Consider the following 19,473-nt stretch of genomic DNA (forward strand, 5'->3'; position numbering starts at 1 on the left):
CCGGTCTGTAACCAATCTGCTGCCTGCGAGAATGAATCGCGAGCAAGCTCCCTCCCACGAAGGTTCTGCGTTGTTTGCGGGCCTTGTGTCTGGCAGCGCGCTGCGATTGAACTGTGCGAACCGACCCTCTCTAAGCTAACCTGCGCGAATGTTTTAAGAGGTCGGTCATGCACATTCATATTCTGGGTATCTGCGGCACGTTCATGGGTTCGCTGGCGGTTCTCGCCAAGGATCTGGGCCATAAAGTCACCGGCTCCGATGCCAACGTCTATCCGCCGATGAGCACACAGCTCCAGGCGCAGGGCATCGAGCTGATGCAGGGCTACGACCCGTCGCACATGGATCCGGCGCCGGATCTGGTGGTGGTCGGCAACGCCATGTCGCGGGGCAACCCGGCTGTGGAATACGTCCTGAACAAAGGCCTGCCATACGTTTCCGGCCCACAATGGCTCGCCGATCACGTGCTGCGTGGGCGCTGGGTGCTGGCGGTTGCCGGAACCCACGGCAAGACCACCACCAGCAGCATGCTGGCCTGGGTGCTGGAGCACGCAGGCATGAGCCCGGGCTTCCTGATCGGTGGCGTTCCGCAGAATTTCGCGGTGTCTGCGCGTCTGGGCGACACGCCGTTCTTCGTGGTCGAGGCCGATGAATACGACAGCGCCTTCTTCGACAAGCGCTCCAAGTTCGTCCATTACGGCCCGCGCACGGCGATCCTCAACAACCTTGAGTTCGATCACGCTGACATCTTCCCCGATCTTCCGGCGATTGAGCGCCAGTTCCACCACTTGGTGCGTACGATTCCGAGCGAAGGTCTGGTCATTCATCCGACCACCGAGCCCGCGCTGCAGCGTGTGATCGAGATGGGCTGCTGGACGCCGGTGCAGACGACCGGGCAGGGCGGCCAATGGCAGGCGAAGCTGCTCAGCGAAGACGGCTCGAAGTTCGAGGTGATTTTCGAAGGCGTCGCACAGGGCACGGTGGACTGGGACATGACCGGCCAGCACAACGTCGCCAACGCACTGGCGACGCTGGCGGCCGCGCGACATGTCGGCGTCGTGCCGCAGCAGGGCGTCGAAGCGTTGAGCGCGTTCAAGAGTGTGAAACGGCGTATGGAGAAAGTCGCTGAAGTGCGCGGCATCACCATTTATGACGATTTCGCCCATCACCCGACCGCTATCGCCACCACGCTGGATGGCCTGCGCAAAAAAGTCGGCGATTCGCCGATCATTGCTATCGTCGAGCCGCGTTCAAACTCCATGAAGCTCGGCGCGCACCGCGATGGTCTGCCAGAGAGCGTCGAACAGGCCGATCAGGTGGTCTGGTATTCCCCGGCGAATCTGGGTTGGGATCTGGCGGCAACCGCCGCGCAGTGCACGGTTCCGGCAGTGGTTTGCGACTCTCTGGAAGGCATCATCGAGCGTGTGAAGAGCCAGGCTCAACCCGGCACTCACGTGGTGATCATGAGCAACGGCGGCTTCGGCGGCCTGCACGGCAAATTGGCCGAGGCGCTGAAATGAGCGGGCCTGAACGCATCACCCTGGCGATGACCGGCGCGTCCGGCGCGCAATACGGGCTGCGTCTTCTGGATTGCCTGATTCGCGAAGACCGCGAAGTGCACTTTCTGATTTCCAAGGCAGCGCAACTGGTCATGGCGACCGAGACCGACGTCATACTGCCGCCGAAACCGCAAATGATGCAGGCGTTTCTGACCGAGTACACCGGCGCAGCCGATGGGCAGATTCGTGTATATGGCAAGGAAGACTGGATGTCGCCGGTCGCGTCCGGCTCAGGTTCGCCGGCCGCCATGGTCGTTGTGCCGTGCTCCACGGGCACCTTGTCCGCCATCGCCACGGGCGCCTGCAACAACCTGATCGAGCGCGCTGCCGATGTGACGTTGAAGGAGCGCCGCCAGCTGATTCTGGTGCCCCGCGAAGCGCCGTTTTCCAGCATTCATCTGGAAAACATGCTCAAGCTGTCGAACCTGGGAGCTGTGATTCTCCCGGCGTCGCCTGGCTTCTATCACCAGCCGCAGACGATTGACGATCTGGTGGATTTTGTCGTGGCGCGGATTCTCAATCTGCTGAACATCCCTCAGGACATGCTGCCGCGCTGGGGCGAGCATCATTTTGGCGCCGATGAATAAGAAACTTTTTGTCCTCACCGTTGGGCTTTTGCTCGCGACCGGTTGCTCGACCGTGCGTACGCTGGACGCCAATCAGCCCGGCGCACCTGTGGTGTATTCCGGCACGCGGCTGGATCTGTATGCGATTCAGGGTGGCTGTTGCGAGAAGGATCGTTTCGGTGCCGAGGCTCCGAAGTATCCGATGCTGGATCTGCCGGGCAGTGCGCTGCTGGATACGCTTCTGCTGCCGTTGTCGGTTCTGACGGTGCTGGGTGTGGGGTTTCAGGCGTCGGGCGGGTTGTAAAAGCCCTGTAGCCTCCCGTGGCAGTCCGGCTTGCAGGCCGTGGCGTCCGTCTCATTGCTACCGCCGGCAAGCCGGACTGCTACCGGGTATTTGACCGGCCAATATGCGCCGTTATTTCCCCAGCCGCCGCAACTCATCCGATTCCACGATCCGCACCCCATCCTGCTCCTCCAGCGCCAGGCGCCACAGCGCGCGGGCCAGGTGGCAGGCCTCGATGCCGCCGTATTTGCCGGGAATCAGCTTGGCGATCGGCGCGGCCAGTTGTTCCACCAGGCGTTGATCCTGACGCTCGCCAATCAGCAGTGAAGGGCGGGCGATGGTCAGTTGAGGCCAGTCCTGATCCCTGAGCGCGTCCTCCATTTCGCCTTTGACGCGGCTGTAGAAAATGCTCGATTCGGGGTCGGCGTTCACGGCGCTGATCACCAGCAGATGACGAGCCCCCAGCTCGCGAGCGCGCTTGCCAAAGGCCACGACCATGTCCATGTCCACGGCGCGAAACGCGTCTTGAGAACCCGCCTGTTTGATCGTGCTGCCCAGACAGCAAAAGGCGATATCGACCCTGCCGCCCAGTTCGGCGAGCAGCGATGTGAAGTCGCCAACAGGATTTTCCAGATGGGGATGTTCGGCCAGCGGCCTGCGACTGGGGGCCAGTACGCGGCTGACAGTGGGTTCGTTGAGCAGACGATCGAGCAGGTGTTCACCCGTCAATCCAGTCGCTCCGGCCAGCAGGATGTGTTGCGGCGTCAAGTACATGGTCTTTCTCCCTTGATACGACACAAGCATAGGCGCTCTATCGCAACAGACTGCTCGCGGATAACGCTGGTTTCACAAAACTTGTGAAATCTTCATTCCACCGGCGACGCCAAGCCAATTGTGGGAGCTTGCTCGCGAAAGATTTTTCAATCGACGCACATGTGTCGAATGTTCCGGCCGTTCTCGAGCAAGCTTCCTTCCACAGTCCCGGCGGTGGTCTCAATGTCTGGCTGCTGACCTCAGCCGTGCTCTACCGCTTGACCGTATTCAACGCCCGTTCCGCCTGGCTCTTGCGCAGCTTCTGCCAGTGCGCGATCACGCCTTTCGGCGCCCAGATCTGCGGTTCGGACGGGTTGAAGTTTTCCTCGATTTCCCGCTGCGCAACGATGGCGCTGGCGGTGTTGAAGGCCTGTTGCAGATCGTCTGTTTCCACCAGCGCCTTGCCGAACAGCGCTTCGCCGAAGTAGGTGAAATCCGCCTCTTCGGAACAACCGAACGACACCCGATCTTCCCGCGAAGCCGTGATGACCATGGTGTGTTCATCCTTGATCGCCGGGATGAAACCTCCGGAATAACAGGCCGAAATCACCACGATCTTGTCGCGATTCTTCAGCGGCGCGAGCATGCCGGCCATCTCGTTGGCGGGGAGGTCCGACAGCTCCAGACGCGGCTGATCCAGTACCAGTTCGTGCTCGTGCGTGCCGTGGCTCGTGAGGTAAATGAAGATCAGGTCTTCAGGGCCGCTGCGCTGGGCGAGTGTCTGCACGGCGCGGCTGATGTTCTCCCGGGTGGCCATCGGGCGATCAGTCATGTGATCTCGATGGTTGACCAGCGAAATCTGGCCGAAAGCGCCGAAGCGGGTCGAGAGCAATTTGTTGACGTAATCGGCCTCGCGCAGGAACACGCTCTGCTTGCCATCACCGCCCACGACCAGGCTGTAGAGCTCAATGGCGGGGGTCGAAGCGGGGACCGCGGCAAGGGCCTTTTCCAACAGCGGACCCTGTGCGAGCAGGCCCATTTCCAGCGGATCGGGCAGCAGCTTGCCCATCGCATCGCGCACGCGCTGGCCGTTGGCCCAAGTGCCGCTCTGCACGCTGCCGTCGGCTGAGGTCAGCACACCCGGGCCGTTGTAATTGTCGTTGTCGAACTGGCCGACATAGGCACTCCCGTCCGGCATTTTCAGCCGGCCTTCGCCGACGAATCGCCAGTTGCGAAATTGCCCCTGATAGTTGGTGCCGTCAGCACCGATCAATTCGCCCTTGCCGGTGAACGCGCCATCCTTGAACTGGCCCGACCAGACGTCGCCGTCGGCGTTTTCATAACGTCCGCGGCCGTTCAGTTGGTTGTTGTGGAAGCCGCCGACGTATTGATCGCCGTCCGCGCTGTTGAAATTGCCGGTGCCTTGCAACTGGCCGTCGACGAACTTGCCACTGAACTGGTTGCCCGAGGCATCGCTGCGCTGGCCTTCGCCATTGGGTTTGCCATGGGAAAACTCGCCCTGATATTCGCTGCCGTCTTCGAGCTCCAGATGGCCCAGCCCGTCGTACAGGTCGGCCTTGAACTCGCCGCGATAGCTCATGCCGTGCTCTTTGAGCGTGCCTTCGCCTTCGCGTCGCCCCAGTTTGTAGCCACCGACGTAGCTGCCGGCGCTGGTGGTCAGCGTGCCCTGGCCCTGAAACAGGCCATCCTGAAAGCCGCCCTTGTAGACGTCGCCGTTACTGGCGTGCCACTCGCCCTGGCCGTTCCATTGACCGTTCTTGAACTCCCCGGCGTACCAGCTGCCGTTGGGGTAGTCGATCCGGCCCTTGCCTTGCAGAACGCCGTTGACCACGTCGCCACGGTAGCGACCGCCATCGGGCAGGCGTGCATCGGGCGGCAACAGTGATTCGCCGTCACCGCAGGCGGTAAGCAGAAGAGTAAGGGCCAGAGGAGCAAGCGCGCGCATGGTAAATCCCGAAAATGAGTGTTTCGGCGTGATCAGAGTCGCGTACTTGTATCGAGTCGCTCACACAGCCGCAGCGAGTATGCCGTAGCCGGGAAGCGTCATGAAACAGTCTGTTACGACTGTTTCATGTTTTATGAGGTTTACACGAAGGCGAGGGAAAGTGGTTCAGCGATGAACGCAGGCTTCTCCTGACCCTCGATTTCAAGCGTTGCAGTGGCTTTGAGCAACCACTGGCCGGGCTTTTTCTCGGTCACTTCGGTAAGGGCAACTTTTAGACGAACGCGTGAATCGACTTTTACCGGCTGAATGAATCGCACGCTGTCCAGGCCGTAGTTGACGACCATTTTCAGGCCCTCGGGCAGCACGAGCAGCGACTCCATGAGCTTGGGGATCAACGACAGCGAAAGAAAACCATGGGCGATGGTCGAGCCGAAAGGCGTTTGCGCGGCCTTGACCGGATCGACGTGAATGAACTGAAAGTCGCCAGTGGCTTCGGCAAACAGATTGATACGTTCCTGGTCGATGGTCAGCCAGTCGGAACTTCCCAGTTCCTTGCCTTCATAACTCTTGAGCTCTGCAACAGGTACATAGGGCATCGATACTCTCCTTGTGAATCAACTATGTTTTTAACGGATCTACCGCGTCAGGCGCCGTTACTGCCTGGACAGGTTGCGATGTCCGCATCGTGCAATCCGAAGCCTGAAGATCAGCACGCCCACGGGCTGTGGTCAAGAAGCCGAAGGCTTGCGAATACCGACCCATAGCTGGCGAAGCTGCATGCTTATAATGTCGCCGCGAATTTGCTGGAGTTTTCTATGTTGTTAAGAGGCCTGACGTGGCTGGTGCTGTTCCAGTTGGTGGGAACGGCGCTGAATCATTTATTCCTGTCGATACTGCCGGGGCCGATCATCGGCCTGGTGCTGTTGATGATCTACCTGATGGTGCGCGGCGAAGTCAGCGAACCCATCAGCCTTGCCGCCAGCAGTCTGCTGCGTTACCTCCCTCTGTTGCTGGTGCCGCCAGCGGTGGGTGTCATGGTCTATGCCGGACAGATAGCCGACGACTTCTGGGCCATTGTTGGGTCTCTCGTGTTGTCGTTAATGATCTCGCTCACGTTCGCTGGCTGGTTGATGCAAAAACTCATCGACCGTCAGGCCCACCGCCGGGAGCCGTCATGAGTCTGGATTGGCAAGGTGCGTGGCTGGCGGTCATCCATCATCCGCTGTTTGGCATCGCTGTTACCCTCGGGGCTTATCAAGTGGTGCTGGCCGGTTATGAGAAAACACGATGGGTGTTCCTCCAGCCGGTGCTGATATCGATGCTGGTGGTGATCGGCGTGCTGGTCAGTTGTGGGCTGAGTTACGCCGAATACCGCAAGAGCACTGAAATCCTCAGTATTCTGCTCGGGCCTGCAACCGTCGCTCTGGCGGTGCCGCTTTATCTGAATCTGCGGCGTATCCGACAGTTGTTCTGGCCGGTCTTGACTACGCTGGTGATTGGCGGGGTGTTTGCGACGGCGTTGTGCGTGGGCCTGGGCTACGTGCTGGGCGCCGATCACATGATCCTGATGACCATGGCGCCGAAATCGGTCACTTCGCCGATTGCCATGCTGGTGGCCGAACAGATTGGTGGTGTGGCAGCGCTAGGCGCGGTTTTCGTATTGATCACAGGCGTCATTGGCGGCATATTCGGCCCCGGTCTGCTGACCCTCGCAGGGGTGCAGAGCCCGGAAGCAAGAGGTATGGCGCTCGGGCTGACCGCCCATGCGGTGGGGACTTCAGCGGCCTTGCAGGAAGGTGAGGAGTGCGGTGCCTTTGCAGCGCTCGCCATGAGTTTGATGGGTGTCGCCACGGCGTTGTTCCTGCCGTTGGCGGTGTCTCTGGTTGCTTGAGGGTGTGTTTATGTCGTTGCCGCTGTTTCCGCTGAATGCTGTGCTGTTCCCTGGGTGTGTCCTTGATCTGCAGATCTTCGAGGCGCGCTACCTGGACATGATTGGTCGCTGCATGAAACAGGGCGAAGGTTTCGGCGTGGTCTGCATCACTGAAGGCAGTGAGGTGGGTGATGTGCCCGAAGGTTTTTCGCAGATCGGCTGCGAGGCGCTGGTGACTGATTTTCAGCAGCAGGACAACGGGCTGCTGGGGATCCGCGTGGTGGGCGGTCGACGTTTCCGGGTAGTCGATGCCCAGACCCAGCGCGACAATCTGCTGATCGCAGAGGTGGAGTGGCTGGAAGACCCGGACGAAAAGCCTCTGCAGGAAGAGGATGAGGACTTGGTCGCGCTGTTGGCTGCCCTGGCCGAGCACCCCATGGTCGCCGCGCTGAATATGGGCCTGACCGCCAGCGGTCAGCAGTCACTGGCCAATCAACTGGCGTACCTGTTGCCGTTCGCCGAAGAAGACAAGATCGAACTGCTGGAAATCGATGACGCCGAAGAGCGGCTCGACGCGATTCAGGATCTGCTGGATGAGATGCAGGGCGACATGCAGGCCTGATCGGGCGTAACCCAGATATGTAGCGGCCCGGCTTGCCGGCGGTAGCAACTCCAGGTACACAACCGCCGGCGAGCCGGGCCGCTACAGGTCAGGCACAAGCCATTTCTGCATGTGATGACTCAATACTCATACCGAATCAGCCCATGAGTCAGCGAGTGAAACGCGAACCCGCCCAGCACTGCGACAATCGCCGGTAACAACAGCCACCACACGCGAAGCGGCAAGGCGGGCAGGGGCTGTTTGTTCTGGACGAACGCAAGGCTCGCCGCGCAGGTGAAGAATGCCAGCAGCATCCCGGCCAGCACATCCGTAGGCCAATGAACCCCCAGATAGACACGCGACACGCAGATCGAAGCCGCCGGAATCGCCCCCAGCACAAGCCAGGTCAGACGCAGACGCACCGGTTGCCCACGGCCGGCCAATACCGCCAGAGTCATGAACAGCGCGAACGACGCCGACGCGTGTCCGCTGGGCATGCTGTAGGTGGTCAATGGTTCGGCGAGCACTTCCGGGCGCGCGCGGGCGAAGGTGTGTTTCATGCTCTGGTTGATGATCGCCGCGCCCAGGGTCGTCGCACAGGCGAAGATCGCGTGGCGCCATTGGCGGGTCACCACCAGAATGATCAACAGCACTGCGGCGGCACAGAACTGCGTCCTGAAATCGCCGAGGCCTGTGACCAGCACCACGAAATTTTCTGCGGCTGCACTGCGGTGTTCCTGCACCAGCGTCATCACGCCCTGATCGAGATGGGCCAGATACGGCCAGCCCAGAAACACGCCGATCAGCAGAATCAGGCAGGTCAGGGCGATCAGTCTGGTTGCATAGCGCTTGGCTCGCACGCTGCCCTGAATCGCCACGCCCAGCAAGACAGCCAGACCGGCAGCAACAACGCCTGCTTCTGGCCAGAAGCCTTCTGGCAATGGCAAGCGGATCGCTGCTCCTGTCGCCCAACCCGGCAGGATGTAAGCCACCGACCAGCCCGCCGCGGCGATCACGCTGACACCGGCGAAGCGCACGAACGGCATGTCGAACATGCCGGCGACCATTGGCAGCATCGGACGCAGCGGGCCAATGAAGCGACCGACCAGCAGGCTGGCGATGCCGTAGCGCTGGAAATAGGTTTCAGCCCCCGTCATCCATTCCGGGTGATGGCGCAAGCCCGGCAAACGCCGAATGTTCTGGTGGAAACGACGGCCCAGGAAGTAGGAAACGAAATCACCCAACAGCCCGCCCAGAAAACCCAGCAACAGGGCTTCGCTCAACGGCAAAATGCCGCTGCCGGCCAGCGCTGCAATGGCGAACAGGGCAACGGTGCCGGGGATGATGATCCCTGCGATCGCCAGGCACTCCAGGCACGAAACCAGAAAGATCGCGGCGCCAAGCCACGACGGGTTGAGGGTCAGCCAAGCGGTGATGCTGTCGAGCCATGAGCCCATGGATCAGTTTCCTTGCTCGATGATGAAGTAGTCGCGACCTTCGACTTGCCCGCGTCGAACCGGGTTCCGCGTGCAGAAGCGCGCATAGGCGGCGTCGACGAAGCGGTACATCAGGTGCTCGTCGCGCCCGGCAGGGATGCCGAGGCGGGTGGTCTGGAGAATCTGTGAGGGAGGTGGGCCCACGTCTTCGACGAAAATCTGTTCGGGGTCGAAGCGCTTGGCGTCCCACATCGGTACCTTCAGGCCCAGCGCTTTGCACAGGAGGGTCTGCCCGGCGCAGAGCCGCTCGGGCGGTCGCAGGTTGCCGCTGGCATCGGGGTTGTTCAGTAGCATTTGCGCCAGGCTGTTTTCGTCCGAGACGGCATCGACCCAAGGATAAGCGGATTTGATCAACACGGCATTCCCGGGCCCGCCAGCGCTGAAGTTCAGCGAATCGCCGCCGCGGGCGTAATACATATAGATGTGGCCGCCATCCAGAAACAAAGCCTTACGTTTTTCCGTGTAGCCGAGGGAGGCGTGGCTGCCTTTTTCCTCGAGGTAGTAGGCTTCGGTCTCTATGATGCGCGCCGACAGCCATAATTCGCCCACCTTGTGTCGCACCACTTTGCCCAGCAGATCGCGGGCGAGTGTCTGCGCATCGCGGTTGAAGAAGCTGTCGGGCAGGGCGCGGGAAGACTGGGTGGGCATGGGCTGATGGCATCAGGGGGTGGCTGGCGATGATAGCAATCTCGGGCTTAATTGCAGCTGAATGGGCGGCTGGTAGCGTCATTCGTTTTGCTTTTGTAACGGTCCGGGTTGCCGACGGTGTCGGTCTCAGGGGCGCTACCGCCGGCAAGCCGGACTGCTGCAGGTGGGGTTTCGCGCTTCGATCCACAGGTTTCATCCAGCAAATCCGGCTTATATCGACCATCCGCCTGTCGCCGCTGTCGTTCGGCACGCCCGACAGCTATAATCGGCCGCTTTCTTCTCTGCCAAGACCTCTGAGACCATGACTGAGTCCGTTCTTGACTATATGACCCGTCTGGGTCGCGCCGCCCGTGAAGCCTCGCGTGTGATCGGCCGCGCCAGTACCGCGCAGAAAAACCGCGCGCTGGGCGCCACTGCCGCTGCACTGGACGCCGCTCGGGCCGAGCTGACTGCTGCCAATGAGCAGGACCTCGCCGCCGGCCGCGCCAATGGTCTTGAACCTGCCTTGCTTGAACGTCTCGCCCTGACCCCGGCTCGTATCGACAGCATGATCGCCGGTTTGCGTCAGGTCGCCAGCCTCCCGGACCCGGTCGGCACCATTCGCGACATGAACTTCCAGCCTTCCGGCATCCAGGTTGGCAAGATGCGCGTGCCGCTGGGCGTGGTCGGCATCATCTATGAGTCGCGTCCGAACGTGACCATCGACGCTGCCAGTCTGTGTCTGAAGTCCGGCAACGCGACCATCCTGCGGGGTGGCTCCGAGGCCATCAATTCCAATCGCGCCATCGCCGCCTGCGTTCAGCGCGGTCTTGCCGAAGCCGGTCTGCCTGCTGCCGTGGTGCAAGTGGTCGAAACCACCGACCGCGCCGCAGTCGGCGCATTGATCACCATGCCCGAGTATGTGGACGTCATCGTTCCCCGTGGCGGCAAAGGCCTGATCGAGCGCGTCAGCCGCGAGGCCAAGGTGCCGGTCATAAAGCACCTGGATGGCATCTGTCACGTGTATGTCAGTGCCCATGCCGATCTGGTTGCGGCCCAGCGCATCAGTTTCAACGCAAAGACCTATCGCTACGGCATCTGCGGCGCCATGGAAACCCTGCTGGTGGATCAGGCGATTGCTGCCGATTTCCTGCCGCAGATGGCCGGTCAGTTTCGCGAGAAGGGCGTGGAGTTGCGTGGTTGCGAGCGTACCCGCGACTTGATCGACGCGATCCCGGCGACCGAAGAAGACTGGCACACCGAGTATCTGGCGCCGATCCTGTCGATCCGCGTTGTGACCGGTCTGGATCAGGCCATCGAGCACATTAACCATTACGGCTCGCATCACAGCGATGCCATCATCTCCGATTCTCAGGCTCAGACTCGCCGCTTCATGGCTGAAGTCGACTCCAGTTCGGTGATGATCAACGCGCCTACCTGCTTTGCCGATGGCTTCGAGTACGGGCTGGGCGCGGAAATCGGTATTTCCACCGACAAGATCCACGCCCGTGGCCCGGTGGGGCTGGAAGGCCTGACCTGCGAGAAGTACGTCGTCATTGGCGACGGTACGCAGTTGCGCGGTCAAGCCTGACTTGGCTGATAGCCGCCAGCACGCAGGCAAAGGTGCAACTAAGGTGAACGATGCCGCCGGCGCTTCGGGCCATGCAGCGCGCACGCCCAAGCGTATCGGTATGCTCGGCGGGACCTTCGATCCCGTGCATATCGGCCATTTGCGCGGCGCGCTGGAAGTCGCCGCGCTGCTTGAACTCGATGAGTTGCGTCTGACGCCCAGCGCCAGACCGCCTCATCGCGATATGCCAGGTGTATCAGCGCAGGACCGTCTGGCGATGGTTCGCAGTGCGGTACAAGGCGTATCGCCATTGACGGTGGATGACCGCGAATTATTGCGGGATAAACCGTCTTACACCATCGACACGCTGGAATCGATGCGCGCGGAACTGGCGCCCGATGACCAGCTGTTTTTATTGCTGGGTTGGGACGCCTTTTGCGGGCTGCCCAGCTGGCATCGTTGGGAAGAGTTGCTGGAGCACTGCCATATCGTGGTGCTGCAACGCCCGGACGCCGACAGCGAGTCGCCGGACGCCATGCGTAACCTGCTGGCGGCGCGCGCGGTCAGCGATCCGAAGGCCCTGAAAGGGCCCGGCGGACACATTACATTCGTCTGGCAGACGCCGCTTTCGGTGTCTGCCACCCAGATCCGCCAACTGCTGGCCAGCGGGAAGTCGGTACGTTTTCTGGTGCCAGACGCAGTACTGGCCTACATCGAGGCGCACGGGCTGTACCGTGCGCCCAATTGAACTGAATGAGTTTTTTATGACAAAGCAAAAAATTTCCGTTTCCGGCGAAGAGCTGGTTGAACTGACCAAGGCCGCTCTGGAAGACGTCAAGGCTCAGGACATCCTGGTCATCGACGTCAAGGACAAACACAGCCTGACCGACTACATGGTGATCGCCACCGGTACGTCGAACCGTCAGATCAATGCGATGCTCGACAAGGTTCGCGAGAACGTCAAGGCCAAGGGCGCACAGCCTCTGGGCGAAGAAGGCAAAGGCGAAAGCGACTGGGTGCTGTTGGACCTGGGTGACGTGATCGTGCACATGATGACCGCCGCTGCCCGTCAGTTCTACGACCTGGAACGTCTGTGGCAAGGTGCCGAACAGAGCCGTGCCGCCAGCGGTGCGCATCACACGCCGGGCAACGAATAAGGCCTTGTCGTGCGTCTGCGTCTGATTGCTGTTGGTTCACGCATGCCTAAATGGGTGGAAGAGGGTTGGCATGAATATGCCAAGCGTCTGCCATCCGAACTGGCTCTGGAGCTGGTGGAAATTCCGCTCAATACCCGTGGCAAGAACGCCGACGTGGCCCGCCTGATCCGTCAGGAAGGTGAGGCCATGCTGGCGAAAGTGCAGCCGGGCGAGCGGATCGTCACCCTCGAAGTTCACGGCAAACCGTGGAGCACCGAGCAGCTGTCGGTCGAGCTCGACCGCTGGCGTCTGGATTCGCGCACGGTGAACCTGATGGTCGGCGGCCCCGAGGGGCTGGCGCCGGAAGTCTGTGCCCGTGCCGAGCAGCGTTGGTCGTTATCGCCGTTGACGTTGCCGCACCCGCTGGTGCGCATCCTCATCGGTGAGCAGATTTATCGTGCCTGGACAGTGCTGTCCGGTCACCCTTATCACAAGTAGCGCCGCTGCCTTCACTGTGAACACGCCCTAAATGTCTCAGCCGATTCGCCTGAAAGACCACGAAAAGGACGCACGCCTTGTGCGCAGCCGGGTCGTGGTCGGTGCAGTGGCCGTGATCGTGCTGATTTGCGTGTTGGTGGCGCGGCTGTATTTCCTTCAGGTCATCCAGTACGACTATCACTCGACACTGTCGGAAAACAACCGCGTTCATGTGCAGCCGATTCCGCCGAGCCGCGGGTTGATCTTCGACCGCAACGGCGTGGTCATTGCCGATAACCGCCCCAGCTTCAATCTGAGCATGACCCGCGAACGCTCAGGCGGTGACTGGGCCCAGGTGCTCGACACGATCATCGAAGTGCTTGAGCTGACGCCGGATGACCGGATCATCTTCGAAAAGCGCATGAAACAAGGGCGTCGCCCGTTTGAACCGGTGCCGATCCTGTTCGAGCTGACCGAAGAGCAGATCGCCCGGATCGCCGTCAACCAGTTCCGCCTGCCCGGCGTTGAAGTGGTGGCGCAACTGATTCGACACTACCCGCAGGGCGCGCATTTTGCGCACTCCGTGGGTTACATGGGGCGGATCAACGAGAAAGAACTGAAAAGCCTCGATCCCGTGAATTACAGTGGCACCCATCACATGGGCAAGACCGGTATCGAGCGCTTCTACGAGCCTGAGCTGCACGGTCAGGTCGGCTATGAAGAGGTCGAGACCAACGCCCGTGGCCGCGTGTTGCGCGTGCTGAAACGTACCGATCCGGTTCCCGGCAAGGACATCGTCCTGAGCCTGGATATCCAGTTGCAGGAAGCGGCCGAGGCTGCATTGGGCGGGCGTCGCGGGGCCGTCGTGGCGCTGGATCCGAGCACCGGCGAAGTACTGGCGATGGTCAGTCAGCCGAGCTTCGACCCTAACCTGTTCGTTACCGGCATCAGCTTCAAGGCCTATTCCGAGCTGCGCGATTCGGTGGACCGTCCGCTGTTCAACCGCATTCTTCGCGGTCTGTATCCTCCCGGCTCGACCATCAAGCCCGCCGTGGCCATTGCCGGCCTCGACACAGGCGTGGTGACTGCCAGTACCCGGGTGTTCGACCCCGGCTACTACATGCTGCCCAATTACGATCACAAGTACCGCAACTGGAACCGCACCGGTGACGGCTGGGTCGATCTGGACACGGCAATCATGCGGTCCAACGACACCTATTTCTATGATCTGGCGCACAAGGTCGGCATCGATCGCCTGTCCACATACCTGAACAAGTTCGGCATCGGCCAGAAGGTCTCGCTGGACATGTTCGAGGAATCGCCGGGCCTGATGCCGTCCCGCGACTGGAAACGTATTACCCGTCGTCAGGCCTGGTTCCCGGGGGAAACGCTGATTCTCGGGATCGGTCAGGGCTACATGCAGGCCACTCCCCTGCAACTGGCGCAGGCCACGGCGCTGGTGGCGAACAAGGGCAAATGGAATCGTCCGCATCTGGCCAAGACTGTCGAAGGCCAGAAGCCGGTGGACGAAAACCCGATGCCCGATATCGTCCTGCGCGATCCGTCCGACTGGGCCAAGGTCAACCACGGCATGCAGCAGGTGATGCACGGTGCCCGGGGTACTGCGCGCAAGGCCGCGATAGGCTCGCAATACCGCATTGCTGGCAAGAGCGGCACCGCGCAAGTCGTCGCCATCCGCCAGGGCGAAAAATACGATCGCTCGAAAGTGCAGGAGCGCCACCGCGACCACGCCTTGTTCGTGGGCTTCGCGCCGGCCGACAACCCGAAAATCGTCGTCGCCGTGATGATCGAGAACGGCGAGTCCGGTTCCGGGGTGGCAGCGCCGGTCGTGCGTCAGGTCATGGATGCCTGGCTGCTGGACCCCCAAGGCCATCTCAAACCCGAATACGCCAGCAATACACTGCCTCCGGAGACCGCGGCCCGTGAAGAGTAATTTCGACCGCATCCTCTCCAGTGAAGATGTGATGCGCCGTCGCGCCACCTTCCTGCAGAAAATCCATGTCGACGGCCCGCTGCTGATCCTGTTGCTGACGCTGGCCGCAGGCAGCCTGTTCGTCCTTTATTCGGCCAGCGGCAAGAGCTGGGACCTGCTGATCAAACAGGCCACCTCGTTCGGTATCGGGCTGGTGTCGATGTTCGTCATTGCGCAACTCGAGCCTCGCTTCATGGCGCGCTGGGTGCCGATTGCCTACATCTTCGGCGTGTTGCTGCTGGTGGCGGTGGACGTCATGGGCCACAACGCCATGGGTGCAACGCGCTGGATCAACATTCCGGGGGTGATTCGCTTCCAGCCCTCGGAATTCATGAAGATCATCATGCCGGCGACCATCGCCTGGTACCTGTCCAAGCGCACGCTGCCACCTCATCTGAAGCACGTCGCGGTCAGTCTCGGGCTGATCGGGCTGCCGTTTATCCTCATCGTGCGCCAGCCGGACCTCGGTACTTCGCTGCTGATTCTCGCTTCCGGGACCTTCGTGCTGTTCATGGCCGGGTTGCGCTGGCGCTGGATCATCAGCGTGATCGCAGCAGCGGTGCCGGTTGCAGTGGCGATGTGGTTCTTCTTCATGCACGACTACCAGAAGCAGCGGATCCTGACGTTCCTCGATCCTGAAAGCGATCCGTTGGGCACGGGCTGGAACATCATTCAGTCGAAGGCGGCCATCGGCTCGGGCGGCGTGTTCGGCAAGGGCTGGCTGCTGGGCACCCAGTCGCACCTGGACTTCCTGCCGGAAAGCCACACCGACTTCATCATCGCGGTACTGGGCGAAGAGTTCGGGCTGGTGGGCATCTGCGCGCTGTTGCTGATCTATCTGCTGCTGATCGGTCGCGGTCTGGTGATCACCGCCCAGGCGCAGACGCTCTACGGCAAGTTGCTCGCGGGCAGCCTGACCATGACGTTTTTTGTTTATGTTTTCGTCAACATCGGTATGGTCAGCGGCTTGCTGCCGGTGGTGGGTGTGCCATTGCCCTTCATTAGCTACGGCGGAACTTCGCTGGTGACGCTGCTGTCAGCGTTTGGGGTTTTGATGTCGATCCATACGCATCGCAAGTGGATCGCTCAGGTTTGATTACAGTGAATAACCGCTCAGGTTTAAAGGTCAGGAACTCAATGCAAGTAGTGCGTGGCTGGGCTGCTCGATATGTGCCGCTGGTCGGTCTGATGGGCATCCTCGGTTCAGTGCAGGAGTCGCTTGCGGGTGACTATGAGGGCTCTCCTCAAGTCGCTCAGTTCGTCAGCGATATGACCCGCGATTACGGATTCGCGGGTGAGCAACTGATTGAAGTCTTCCGGGATGTGCAGCGCAAACAGTCGATTCTCGACGCGATTTCGCGGCCGGCCGAACGGGTCAAGCCATGGAAGGATTATCGCCCCATGTTCCTCACCGATGCGCGTATCGCTCGGGGTGTGGACTTCTGGCGGCAGCATGAAGCTGCTCTGGCGCGCGCCGAGCAGGAGTACGGCGTACCGGCTCAGGTGATCGTGGCGATTATTGGCGTTGAAACATTTTTCGGACGTAATACCGGAAATTACCGGGTAATCGATGCGTTATCGACCCTCAGTTTCGACTATCCTCCCCGTGCGGAATTTTTCCGCAAGGAGCTGCGCGAGTTTTTGCTGTTGGCGCGTGAGGAGCAGGTAGACCCGTTGACGCTCAAAGGTTCGTACGCCGGAGCGATGGGTCTGCCACAGTTCATGCCGAGCAGTTTCCGCGCCTATGCGGTGGATTTTGACGGGGACGGCCACATCAACATCTGGAACGATCCGGATGACGCCATTGGCAGCGTCGCCAGTTATTTCAAGCGCCATGGATGGGTCGCGGGTGAGCCCGTCGTCAGCCGCGCGAGCGTTCGCGGCGACCGTGTCGATGAGGGTTTGAGCCCCGGAATCGAGCCGGTGAAGACTGTCGGGGAGTTGCGAGCCTTGGGGTGGGCGAGTCATGATGCGCTGCGCGACGATATGCCGGTCACGGCTTTTCGCCTCGAAGGCGACAGTGGCCCTGAATACTGGATGGGTTTGAAGAATTTTTACGCAATCACGCGTTACAACCGCAGCGTGATGTACGCCATGGCCGTGCATCAGCTGTCTGAAATGCTTGTTCAAGCTCGGGGCGTCAAGTAATGCGGTCATTGCCGATGCAACAACCATTGAAGCTGATGGCCTTCGCGGCGCTGGCATTGCTTGTCGTCAGTTGCTCCACCAGCCGACCTACGCAACAGGGCAATGTCATCCGCGCGCAGCCGGGCCTGGATATCAACCGCGCGCATAAAGATGGCGCGCCATGGTGGGATGTCGACGTCTCGCGCATTCCGGATGCCGTACCGACCTTGCACACCGGTCCTTACAAGGCCAACCCATACACGGTATTGGGCAAGACCTATTTCCCGCTCAGCGACTCCAGCAATTACACCGCGACCGGTACGGCGTCCTGGTATGGCACCAAGTTCCATGGCCAGAACACCGCCAACGGCGAGGTTTATGACCTGTACGGCATGAGCGCGGCGCACAAGACGTTGCCACTGCCCAGTTATGTCCGCGTGACCAACCTGGACAACAATCGCACCGTGATTTTGCGGGTCAACGATCGCGGGCCGTTCTATTCCGATCGCATCATCGATTTGTCCTACGCCGCGGCGAAGAAGCTCGGCTATGCCGAAATCGGCACCGCACGGGTCAAAGTCGAGGGGATCGATCCTGCGCAGTACTGGGCGCAGCGCGGCAAACCTGCGCCGTTGATGCTCGACCAGCCGCAAGTGGCAAGCAACCCGCCGCCACGGCAGGCGCCGGTCGCAACGCCAGTGATCACAGCTTCCGCAGGCACCATCGAACAATGGACGCCGCCACCGGCACAGCACGCCGCACCGGTTTCGCCGGTTCCGATCGACGCAAAAAAAAACGCTTCCGGACAAGCGTCTGGGCTGTTTCTCCAGGTGGGAGCCTTCGCCAACCCGGACGCTGCGGAACTCCTGAGGTCGAAACTGAGCGGGATGGTTCGGGCCCCGGTTTTCGTGAGTTCGATAGCGCGCAATCAACAGACGCTTTACCGCGTACGGATGGGGCCGGTCGACACGCCGGGTGAAGCCCAGCAACTGCAGAACAGCGTGCGGTCGGCCAATCTGGGCTCGCCAAGCGTGGTTACATCGGATCAGTAACGTCAGATCAATGATTCGACACTCGGCAACGAGGTCGAATCGAAGCTGCCTGGCAAGCGACTTGCCGCCAGAGCAAGCGTTGTCAGCAGCTTTTCACGGGATCATCTGTAGAATGTGAGCCCGTTTGCCGGGACAGCCCGGCACCACCGCTTTGCCCGCGAGGGCATGTTTGCCCATTAGCATTTTCGAGAGACGGATGAACATCACCACCTTTGCAAAACGCCTTTGCCTGTTAATCCCGCTATTCACCGCGCCTGCCGCGTTCGCAGCCGAGCAGATGACGCCGTCGGCGCCTCAACTGGCGGCCAAGGCGTATGTGCTGATGGATGCCAACAGTGGCAACGTTCTGGTCGAAAACAACGGTGACCAGCGTCTGCCGCCAGCCAGTCTGACCAAGCTGATGACCGCCTACATCGCGACCCTGGAAATCCGTCGTGGCCAGATCGGCGAGAACGATCCGGTGACCGTCAGCGAAAACGCCTGGCGTACCGGCGGTTCGCGGATGTTCATCAAGGTGGGCAGCCAGGTGACCGTCAGCGACCTGCTGCACGGGATCATCATCCAGTCGGGCAACGACGCCAGCGTGGCGCTCTCCGAGCACATCGCCGGCAGCGAAGATGCGTTTGCCGACATGATGAACAAAACCGCTGGCGACCTGGGCATGGTCAACAGCCACTTCATGAACCCGACAGGTCTGCCGAACCCTGATCACTACGCCACCGCCCATGACATGGCGCTGCTGGCCCGCGCGATCATCCACGAAGACCCGGCTCACTACGCGATCTACTCGCAGAAAGAGTTCTTCTGGAACGGTATCAAGCAACCTAACCGCAACCTTCTGCTGTGGCGCGACAAGACCGTCGACGGTCTGAAAACCGGTCACACCGAAGAAGCCGGCTACTGCATGGTGTCTTCTGCCGTTCGTGACGGCATGCGTCTGATCGCCGTGGTCTTCGGTACCAACAGCGAACAGGCTCGTGCAGCCGAAACCCAGAAGCTGCTGACCTACGGTTTCCGTTTCTTCGAAACCCAGACCTTCTACCAGAAGGGCACTGAGCTGGCTCAGGCGCCGGTCTGGAAGGGTGCAGAGCGCCAGGTCAAGGCCGCTCTGGCTGATGACTTGTCGATGACCATGCCTAAAGGCGAGATGAAGAAGCTCACCGCCAGCATGACCATGACCCCGAAACTGGTCGCGCCGATCGCCAAAGGTGACGTCATCGGTCAGGTCGAGGTGAAGCTGGATGACAAAGTCGTGCGCACCGCTAATCTCATCGCAATGGACGCCGTCGAGGAAGGTGGTATCTTCCGCCGCCTGTGGGATAGCATCCGCATGTTCTTCTACGGTCTGTTCAACTGATCATAAATTGATCGTTTGCTGATCGTCGCTCCGTACGCCCCTG

The 19,473-nt window shown here is 60.8% G+C and carries 20 protein-coding genes; 15 read left to right on the forward strand and 5 right to left on the reverse strand.

The annotated features are described in order from the left end of the window. The first annotated feature begins 167 nt into the window (after positions 1 to 167). Genes mpl through BWR59_RS29950 form a run of 3 tightly spaced genes read left to right on the forward strand, consistent with a single transcriptional unit; the run spans position 168 to position 2,426 of the window. Positions 168 to 1,517: a UDP-N-acetylmuramate:L-alanyl-gamma-D-glutamyl-meso-diaminopimelate ligase gene (mpl, locus tag BWR59_RS29940; protein WP_081569273.1), complete on the forward strand. Its 1,350-nt coding sequence runs from the start codon at positions 168 to 170 to the stop codon at positions 1,515 to 1,517. Further along, positions 1,514 to 2,143, forward strand: a complete 630-nt coding sequence (gene ubiX / locus BWR59_RS29945) for a flavin prenyltransferase UbiX (RefSeq protein WP_081569274.1) — start codon at positions 1,514 to 1,516, stop codon at positions 2,141 to 2,143. Before mpl ends, ubiX begins: the two co-directional genes overlap by 4 nt. After that, complete coding sequence (locus BWR59_RS29950) at positions 2,136 to 2,426, forward strand: YceK/YidQ family lipoprotein (RefSeq protein ID WP_081569410.1); 291 nt, start codon at positions 2,136 to 2,138, stop codon at positions 2,424 to 2,426. Before ubiX ends, BWR59_RS29950 begins: the two co-directional genes overlap by 8 nt. Before the next feature lie 111 nt (positions 2,427 to 2,537). On the opposite strand, the gene BWR59_RS29955 is transcribed toward BWR59_RS29950, so the two are convergent. The 3 genes from BWR59_RS29955 to BWR59_RS29965 all read right to left on the reverse strand — a co-directional run bounded on the left by BWR59_RS29955 (position 2,538) and on the right by BWR59_RS29965 (position 5,720). Beyond that, complete coding sequence (locus tag BWR59_RS29955; RefSeq protein ID WP_081569275.1) at positions 2,538 to 3,179, reverse strand: oxidoreductase; 642 nt, start codon at positions 3,177 to 3,179, stop codon at positions 2,538 to 2,540. Positions 3,180 to 3,429: 250 nt separating this feature from the next. Further along, complete coding sequence (locus tag BWR59_RS29960; RefSeq protein WP_081569276.1) at positions 3,430 to 5,124, reverse strand: C13 family peptidase; 1,695 nt, start codon at positions 5,122 to 5,124, stop codon at positions 3,430 to 3,432. Positions 5,125 to 5,264: 140 nt separating this feature from the next. After that, positions 5,265 to 5,720 carry a MaoC family dehydratase gene (locus BWR59_RS29965; RefSeq protein ID WP_081569277.1) on the reverse strand — a complete coding sequence of 152 codons (456 nt, stop codon included), beginning with the start codon at positions 5,718 to 5,720 and terminating at the stop codon, positions 5,265 to 5,267. 219 nt (positions 5,721 to 5,939) lie between these two features. On the opposite strand from BWR59_RS29965, the gene BWR59_RS29970 reads away from it, so the two are divergent. The 3 genes from BWR59_RS29970 to BWR59_RS29980 are packed head-to-tail and all read left to right on the forward strand — an operon-like array spanning position 5,940 to position 7,616. Then, on the forward strand, positions 5,940 to 6,302 hold the full coding sequence (locus BWR59_RS29970) for a CidA/LrgA family protein (RefSeq protein WP_081569278.1): 363 nt from the start codon (positions 5,940 to 5,942) through the stop codon (positions 6,300 to 6,302). Continuing rightward, a complete protein-coding gene (locus BWR59_RS29975) occupies positions 6,299 to 7,015 on the forward strand; it encodes an LrgB family protein (protein ID WP_081569279.1) in 717 nt (238 codons plus the stop codon). Before BWR59_RS29970 ends, BWR59_RS29975 begins: the two co-directional genes overlap by 4 nt. A gap of 10 nt (positions 7,016 to 7,025) precedes the next feature. Further along, on the forward strand, positions 7,026 to 7,616 hold the full coding sequence (locus tag BWR59_RS29980) for an LON peptidase substrate-binding domain-containing protein (protein ID WP_081569280.1): 591 nt from the start codon (positions 7,026 to 7,028) through the stop codon (positions 7,614 to 7,616). Positions 7,617 to 7,735: 119 nt separating this feature from the next. Here BWR59_RS29980 and BWR59_RS29985 read toward each other — a convergent pair whose 3' ends face one another. Together BWR59_RS29985 and BWR59_RS29990 are read right to left on the reverse strand one after the other, a co-directional pair. Then, positions 7,736 to 9,052, reverse strand: coding sequence for a bifunctional DedA family/phosphatase PAP2 family protein (locus tag BWR59_RS29985; RefSeq protein WP_081569281.1), 1,317 nt, complete (start codon positions 9,050 to 9,052; stop codon positions 7,736 to 7,738). Between the two features lie 3 nt (positions 9,053 to 9,055). Further along, on the reverse strand, positions 9,056 to 9,739 hold the full coding sequence (locus BWR59_RS29990; protein ID WP_081569282.1) for a DNA-3-methyladenine glycosylase: 684 nt from the start codon (positions 9,737 to 9,739) through the stop codon (positions 9,056 to 9,058). Positions 9,740 to 10,040: 301 nt separating this feature from the next. Between BWR59_RS29990 and BWR59_RS29995 the strand changes: the two genes are divergently transcribed. From BWR59_RS29995 to BWR59_RS30035, 9 genes are all read left to right on the forward strand, one after another. Next, positions 10,041 to 11,309, forward strand: coding sequence for a glutamate-5-semialdehyde dehydrogenase (locus tag BWR59_RS29995; protein ID WP_081569283.1), 1,269 nt, complete (start codon positions 10,041 to 10,043; stop codon positions 11,307 to 11,309). Between the two features lie 43 nt (positions 11,310 to 11,352). Continuing rightward, on the forward strand, positions 11,353 to 12,036 hold the full coding sequence (gene nadD / locus BWR59_RS30000) for a nicotinate-nucleotide adenylyltransferase (protein WP_081569284.1): 684 nt from the start codon (positions 11,353 to 11,355) through the stop codon (positions 12,034 to 12,036). Positions 12,037 to 12,052: 16 nt separating this feature from the next. Further along, entirely contained in the window at positions 12,053 to 12,445 is a 393-nt protein-coding gene (gene rsfS / locus BWR59_RS30005; protein ID WP_081569285.1) for a ribosome silencing factor, read from the forward strand. A gap of 9 nt (positions 12,446 to 12,454) precedes the next feature. Beyond that, positions 12,455 to 12,922 (forward strand): 23S rRNA (pseudouridine(1915)-N(3))-methyltransferase RlmH, encoded by a 468-nt coding sequence (gene rlmH, locus BWR59_RS30010; protein ID WP_062384870.1) that lies wholly within the window; start codon positions 12,455 to 12,457, stop codon positions 12,920 to 12,922. A 31-nt stretch (positions 12,923 to 12,953) separates the two neighbouring features. After that, on the forward strand, positions 12,954 to 14,855 hold the full coding sequence (mrdA, locus tag BWR59_RS30015; protein WP_081569286.1) for a penicillin-binding protein 2: 1,902 nt from the start codon (positions 12,954 to 12,956) through the stop codon (positions 14,853 to 14,855). Between the two features lie 31 nt (positions 14,856 to 14,886). Next, positions 14,887 to 15,990, forward strand: coding sequence for a rod shape-determining protein RodA (rodA, locus tag BWR59_RS30020; RefSeq protein ID WP_168184552.1), 1,104 nt, complete (start codon positions 14,887 to 14,889; stop codon positions 15,988 to 15,990). A 41-nt stretch (positions 15,991 to 16,031) separates the two neighbouring features. Continuing rightward, positions 16,032 to 17,042: a lytic murein transglycosylase B gene (gene mltB / locus BWR59_RS30025; RefSeq protein WP_081569288.1), complete on the forward strand. Its 1,011-nt coding sequence runs from the start codon at positions 16,032 to 16,034 to the stop codon at positions 17,040 to 17,042. Beyond that, positions 17,042 to 18,073, forward strand: coding sequence for a septal ring lytic transglycosylase RlpA family protein (locus BWR59_RS30030; RefSeq protein ID WP_081569289.1), 1,032 nt, complete (start codon positions 17,042 to 17,044; stop codon positions 18,071 to 18,073). The genes mltB and BWR59_RS30030 overlap by 1 nt, the downstream gene beginning before the upstream one ends. Positions 18,074 to 18,269: 196 nt before the next feature. Beyond that, positions 18,270 to 19,430, forward strand: coding sequence for a D-alanyl-D-alanine carboxypeptidase family protein (locus BWR59_RS30035; protein ID WP_081569290.1), 1,161 nt, complete (start codon positions 18,270 to 18,272; stop codon positions 19,428 to 19,430). Positions 19,431 to 19,473: the final 43 nt, after the last annotated feature.

The sequence above is a fragment of the Pseudomonas sp. Bc-h genome, from assembly GCF_002080045.1.
Taxonomy (GTDB): domain Bacteria; phylum Pseudomonadota; class Gammaproteobacteria; order Pseudomonadales; family Pseudomonadaceae; genus Aquipseudomonas.